General features: G+C 44.3%; 3 protein-coding genes. 1 reads left to right on the forward strand and 2 read right to left on the reverse strand.

Translation table 11 applies throughout. From position 1 onward, the window contains the following. Positions 1-301: 301 nt before the first annotated feature. Entirely contained in the window at positions 302-733 is a 432-nt protein-coding gene (locus tag JTN23_RS25690; protein ID WP_247237991.1) for a response regulator, read from the reverse strand. A 580-nt stretch (positions 734-1,313) separates the two neighbouring features. On the opposite strand from JTN23_RS25690, the gene JTN23_RS25695 reads away from it, so the two are divergent. Beyond that, positions 1,314-3,404 carry an LruC domain-containing protein gene (locus tag JTN23_RS25695; protein ID WP_247237992.1) on the forward strand — a complete coding sequence of 697 codons (2,091 nt, stop codon included), beginning with the start codon at positions 1,314-1,316 and terminating at the stop codon, positions 3,402-3,404. A gap of 482 nt (positions 3,405-3,886) precedes the next feature. On the opposite strand, the gene JTN23_RS25700 is transcribed toward JTN23_RS25695, so the two are convergent. Further along, positions 3,887-5,722: a hypothetical protein gene (locus JTN23_RS25700; RefSeq protein ID WP_247237994.1), complete on the reverse strand. Its 1,836-nt coding sequence runs from the start codon at positions 5,720-5,722 to the stop codon at positions 3,887-3,889. Positions 5,723-6,985: the final 1,263 nt, after the last annotated feature.

Consider the following 6,985-nt stretch of genomic DNA (forward strand, 5'->3'; position numbering starts at 1 on the left):
TTCGCCCGGTAAAGTAGGTAGCCGCCACACCCTATCAAGCTACAAGGAGCCGCAGCACTCGCTGCGGCTCCTTTGCTGTTTATATATACCACCACTGCACTTCGTCAACAGCAATAGAGGGCTCTTCCCAAAGGGAGAAGCCCTTTTTCTTTATTATTCCTAGCTTCTGGAATAGCCACAAAAAGAACGGGCACCATTGTTATGGTGCCCATTCTTTTTGTGGTAGTATGCCTTCTAACATTAGTGCTTCTGCGTAAACCTTTTGATGGTTTAGATGAGAAGTTATATCAAATGAAAATCTTTAATTAAGTGTACTGGTGCTGAAGAAGTGATTCAGGCTGGGATGGCTTCGTAGCGCTTCCATTTCTGCCTTAAAAAGAGGCTTGCTTATAAATGTAATGACGCTTGAGTAGTAGAAGGCCTGCAGCTTATCCATAGGATCTACCGAAGAAGTCAACATGCAGATCTTCGTATCCGGATATACATGTTCGAATCGGGCAGAGTATTCATCTAGAAAGTCCCAGCCATTCATAATTGGCATATTGATATCCAGAAAAATCAGATCAGGAGCAACCCCCTCTTCATTATTTACCAGTTGGTCAAAGTAATCAACGCCCTCCTGACCATTATTCAAAGTAAAAACATTCTCTGCAAAGCCTTGCCGCGTAATCATCAATGTTAATAACCTGAGAGTAGTATGATCATCATCGATCAGAAGTAAGTTCTTTATCATAATACAGACGGAGGATATTCTCAAAAGTATGAAACAGTTACAAAAGTACTACACTCTGCGTTTAACGACAAGGATTAAGCGCTTCAGAATGAGAAAATTGATGTAAGTATATACCAGCATCCAATTTCGATTTTTAAAAGCGGTGGTAGTACTTATGGTATTTAGTTTGTTCATTTCTGGTATGAACCTATATAAAGAAATACATATGCCCCAAACTCCTACTAATTTCATTTGTCATTGCTATGTAAGTAGCGCTGACTGAAAGGCTGTGGTTGCTAAGAGCATCTACAGGTTTAGTTGACAGCATTGCAGGTATCATATCCTTTTACCATTCTCCCAAGAAAATGATCGATTAAGTTGCATTTTTCGCAGTTAGTCGAATTATAAAAAGCAGCAGGTATAAGCTTTCTACTTTAGCAGCAGATTTAGCTGTCAACAATAATTATCAAATTACCTGCTTACACGTATGACCTTTTCTAACAAGTGGTGCATTGCTGGTGCTATATTATTTATGGTTACTAGTTGTATACCTTCGGACCTGGATCCAGCAAAAAAAGTCGGATCAACCGATATACAGAATTTGAAGGTAAATGAAAGTTTCGACTTCAGATCTACTCGGGATGTTCAGCTTAATGTAAGGGTAGGTACTTCCTCCTATGCTGATGAGCGTGCCCGTATCAATGTATATAATGACCTGCCTACTATTGGACAACTTGTTGCCACAGGTATTGCTTCACTTGGTAAAAGCTTCAAGTTAGAGTTTCGCATCCCGGCTTCTTTGACGGACCTTTATGTTGAAAAGATTGACGCCAACGGTGCCTCTGAAGTGAAGAAAATACATGCTGGTACTTCTATCTCGGCCGATTTTCTGACTGCGGCTCAGGTCGTATCGGCGCGTCAGCAGGCTGGATCAGGTCTTGACTGTACCACGGGAGTAACCAAAGCGTATTCAAATCATAAGGGGGATCTTACTATCAAAGCAGGTGATGTTATTGCACTCACGGGTACCTACAGTGGTAAGATCACTATGAATGGTGGTACGCTTCGTATTTGCGGAACGGCTACTATTCCTAACCTTATCACCAACAAAAGCGCAGCCTGTAAGATTTATTTTCTGGAAGGCTCAACGGTAACTATCTCTGCTACGGATATACTTGCTCCTACAACTAGCATATATAACTATTCAAATGCTTTGTCATTCACCCAGAACCTGGCAACGGGAGGTTCCTATGAGAACTATGGCAAAATGACTGTTAACGGCAACTTTACCATTAACAATAATACCTCCAATACATATCTCAACAACGGAGAGCTGATCGTTAAGCAGGCACTGATTAACAATCGCCACCTTGTCAATAACAACTACATTATGGTAGAGGGGTACTACGAGGCGGGCGGGGAGTCCTTTAATGAGAATAACTGCCGACTTATTATTGACGGCAACTTTATCCCCAGCTATACCTTTACCAACAACTCCTATATCAAAGTGGGTAGTGAGACCCGCATCAGCGGCAAATCTAATCTGGTACTTAACAGCGGGGCCATGCTAAGTACTTCCAAACTTGTCTACGAAGGTACTATTACGGGTAAAGGCACAACCAAATCTGTGGTGAAAGTGGCAGGTACTACCAGTATTGGTGGCGCTGCCTCCATGGAAGGATCAGCGAACTTGTGCGACGCTAACGGCATTGAGCAGAACAGCTCCAGAATCGCCAGCAGCTACTTCAGCTGCGGGGGCACCTACCTACCCACCAGCTCGTGTAATCCCGAGGGCTTTGGTACTTTACAGGCAGCCCCTACTATCATCGATACTGATAAAGATGGTGTAGCCGACTCGCAGGATGATTATCCCAATGATCCTACCCGTGCCTATAACACCTACTATCCTTCGGCTACCGGTTGGGCCACCTACGGCTTTGAGGATCTGTGGCCGGCGCAGGGTGACTACGACTTCAACGACCTGGTCATCAACTCCCGCATTACCCGCGTGTTCAACGCCGACAATAAGCTGGTGGAAATGAAAAACCAGATCATCATCCGCGCTATCGGCGCCTCCTACGACAACGGCTTCGGCTTCCAGCTCGACGGCGTTAGCAGCAGCGAGGTCGCCAGCGTTACGGGGTACAGCCATACCAAAGGCTACGTGCAGCTGGCTCCCAACAAGACAGAAGCCGGTCAGTCCAAAGCTGTCATTGTTGCTTATGACACCCCCGAGCCACTGATCAAACGGGTAGGAGGTTCTATGTTCAATACCGTCAAGGAAAGCCCGGCGGGTACACCCGGTCAGCTCGAGCTGGTAGTACGCTTTGCAACACCGCTGGATCCGGCCAAAGCCAGCCAGGAGAAGATCAACCCGTTCATCATCGTGGATGGAAAGCGGGAGGTAGAGGTGCACCTGGCTAATTATGCTCCTACGGGTAAGGCCAATGCCAGCCTGCTGGGTACGCTTGAAGATACTTCCAAGCCCGGATCAGGCCGCTACTACCGCTCAGCCAGTAACCTGCCGTGGGCCATTGAGCTGCCCGTTGAGTTCAACTACCCGGCAGAAAAGGTACCTGTCACCGAGGCTTACCTGTTCTTTGCTGATTGGGCGCAGAGCGGGGGACAGCTGCGAACCGACTGGTACCTCAATAAGGCGGGCTACACCAACAACCAGAAAACTTTTAAGTAAATCAATTATTACGTATAAGCCGTACTAGACTTCCTATGAATCTGGAAATGGACAATTACTATCTGACTTTCTTTAAAAGCCGACAGTCTATATCGCATCTGGAGGTGCCTTCACAAATGCAATTTGCCTTTCAGAAGGCCATGATGGTACTGGCAGAGTTTGATTATATAACTGTAACTCGTACTAAAAGCGGTCTGATAACTGATGCAGTACTAAATGAAGCGGGAAAATGTAAGGTCCAGGAGCTATTCTACCACCGCAACTTTGACAGTAGTACCTCCGGTGCTGGAGTAGCCAGGATGTTTTAAACTAAGGGATAGAAAAAGCTCCCCGGAGGACTACCTCCCGGGGAGCTTTTTAGTAAAAATCTAGTCAGAGTCAACACCAGCTTTTTATGATTTGATCAACCCAACTTTTGCCAGCGACTAGTAAGAAAAATTATCTATTAAAGTATGGGTACTACTGATTCTATATAGCCGTGTCTACCACCACTCGCCCGGATGAGTACGTCGGATGGTGATGGAATCAGACTGGAATGCATAGTAAGGTTTCTTTAGTTGCGCGAGTATGCCCACTCGATACTTTCCTTCCGGCAGCGAAGTCGCATTCACAATAGTCTCAATATCGCCATAGTAGTACTTACCCGTTCTCATAAAATAGGTAACAGGGCTTCGGCGAACATTTAGAGGGAGTACAAATTTATACTCAGAGCTATTTAGTAACAGGTAGTAGTTCATTCCGGCGCTAGCGCTGTTATTAAAATTATTGGTCGAAAAGCTATACCTGTTTGTTAAGCTATCGTATTCAACAGAGAGTACCGGAATATTCTTCTTATGCGAATCTACCAATTGAGCTCCCTCCAGGTAGGCAGGATCAGTAGGCTTATATACACCAGCCAGTACGGCTGAATCTACATTGGGTTTATTATACTTCTGGTTGTTTCCTCCCCACGTACCAAAATCATTCAAAAAGCCAGGCTTGTTATGGAGGTAGTTGTATAAGGATGTCATATGGAAACGCTTCTCCCTGATACGAGCATCAATATGATAGTAGTAACTTAACAGGAAGAAGAGCATCGACAATCCTAAAGAAAAAACAAATATGCGGTGGCGGTAACGTTTGGCCAGCCATAGAGTCATAAGATAGGCCATGGCAACAATAGTAGTAGGATATATACGTAGCCGGTCACTGAATACCTGGCTTCCGTCTTCTACGGTAGTTCGTCCATTGATGATCATGTAGATCGTCACAAATAGCAAGGCTACAAATCCTGTGACGAACAGACGTATACGTGGGTGGAGTTGCCACCAGTCGAATCTTCGTTGCATAAAGCCAGGCCACCTTTTGGCCACTGCTGGTACATAACCTGCCCAGGCCACTATGAGTGTATAGCCAATAAGAGCGTAGCAGATCAGACCTAGCAAATAACTACCCCAAAGCTTAGGATTATATAAAGTAGATGCACTTACCGGAACCGATTCAAAATGTAAAATGCCTCCAATATAAAGCGTAAGGTAATGGAAAAGCAGCCACGGGCTCAGTGGGTTTTCGTAGGGCCTGAACTGGGGTAACCCCCAGCCCGGTTGGGTATAATTACGGAAGTACAAAGCACCAGTGCCCACAGCTACCAGACACCATATAGCAAGGTAGCTCCATTTTCTTCGTAAAAAGAGTACCAGGGCACCCGCTCCAAATCCTAACAATCCACTAGAGAAAGCACCTACTCCTACAATAACACAAAGTAGTGCAGCTGCTAGCCTTTTACTGCCATCTTTAGTCAGTAACCATACCGCTACCAGAGAGAAAAACAAAGACGGCATGTAAAGCTGGTTGATCAACGACCAGAACATATACGTCTTCAACTGGGGCTGGAAGAACCAGAAGGCAAGAGGCAGAATGTAGAACAGGGAAATTTGGGAGCGGTAAAGCAGATAGGTAAAGAGACCGTAGAAGAGGCCAAGAAAAACAATACCCAGCACTCCGGTATGCGTAATATCCAGTTCACCTCCGTTAAGTAGAGCTGCAATTAGAGAGACCGTTCGTGTAAATGGATAACGGTGCCCAAACCCGTGTGAGACCCACTCGTCCAGCAGACTCTCCCAGGAGTTGGTACTCCAGTGCCTGATAAACGTCATGGATAATAGATCCTCGTGCTGGGGGTAGTTGAGCTTAAAGATGTTGTAGTAAATAAAGATTCCCAGCAGGGGGAGGGATGAGGCTACTATAAAAAGTGAAGTAGCATTGGTTCTAACGAAATGAAGAATGGCATAATAAGATTTAACACGCCATGGGTAGGCGTTCAACAGGGATGCTAACATACGTCTTCACTAGTTATTAGTTATTGAAAAATCAAATACAGAACTAGGAAGGAGGGTGCGTTCTTTAAAACAAAGTCAGGTACTTACTCGTCAGAGCTTTACCTTTTATGAAACCCCAAGGTACTAGAGTTTCAATAAAATGGCAATTGAAGAATTAATAAATTTTTAGTACCAAGGTGGTTACATAATTATTGCGGGAAAAATTAGTAGTTGGCAAAGCTAAAACTATGTTTATAAAGCAGCTTAAAGTACGATCCTTCGAAATTTATCTATCAGGAAACTCCGGATTACGTATATATGTTAACCTAATCTAAAAAAAATAGAAGTAGCCAAACAATTAACTGCTCTTTCATGAATCATTATCTCAGGAGAAACTCCTAACCATTTTCCAGGTGTTGTTTATCTGGTTCTGCTGATAAGCTGAGTCTGCTCCACGGTGTGCCTGTTCCTTTATAGGAGGATGCGTCTAGAAAATCATCCTGTACCCAGAAACTTCAAGGAGAGATAGAAGTGTTATTTACCTGATCTGGAAATAGCTTTTATTAATAAAGACCTATCAGCAGTTGAAAACTTCAAGTTGGGCTCGAACTTCCAAAAGAGTTACTCATGTTCTATATAAGGTCCCGCTGACAAAGTCAAGGCCGTTCCTTTGTGAGGAAAGATCATCTACAAAATCTTTCTGTAGTATAGGAACTTCAAGAAGAGTAACCTTTGTTACACTTCTGGTCCCGCTACTAATTCGGGGCCCTTTCTCTTTAAGAAGAGAAAGTCCTACAAAACTTCTCGAGCCTAGGAACTACCAGAGCCTCTACCGGTGTTCTTTCTCAGGCTCCGATGCGGAAGCAGAAACTCATCAGCCGCTTTACCCTCAGCTTATGAGGTACTTGTGTAAAAACTGAAAAAATATCTGCTAAAACACTTGCACAAGATAGGTACTACCTACTACTTTTGCACTCCCAATCAACGGGAAGCAGGCAGGACAGACGGTCCGGCCAGGGCACTAACAGAAGCCCCTAGTAGTGAAGCAAAAAGTTCTTCTGAAAAAGTAACAGCAGAAGGAACTAACAGGACTCCCGGTGCCGTTATGATAAGGCGCCCATAAGGTAAAGCAGCCAGTCTTCCTGGCTCCACTTCCAGAGCAGAGTGATACGAGGTGTCTGAAACAATCCAGCAGGATATACATAAGCCAAAAAGGCTGAGACAGAAAAATCTCAGAAAATATTTTGGCCTCTTGTTTGGAAATAAAAACAGCTTCTACTACTT

This window comes from Telluribacter roseus, from assembly GCF_017355915.2.
GTDB lineage: Bacteria > Bacteroidota > Bacteroidia > Cytophagales > Spirosomataceae > Telluribacter.

Excerpts from the sequence above, each read along its gene's own strand:
- JTN23_RS25690 (WP_247237991.1), bottom strand. The coding sequence starts at position 733 with ATGATAAAGAACTTACTTCTGATCGATGATGATCATACTACTCTCAGG.
- JTN23_RS25700 (WP_247237994.1), bottom strand. The coding sequence starts at position 5,722 with ATGTTAGCATCCCTGTTGAACGCCTACCCATGGCGTGTTAAATCTTAT.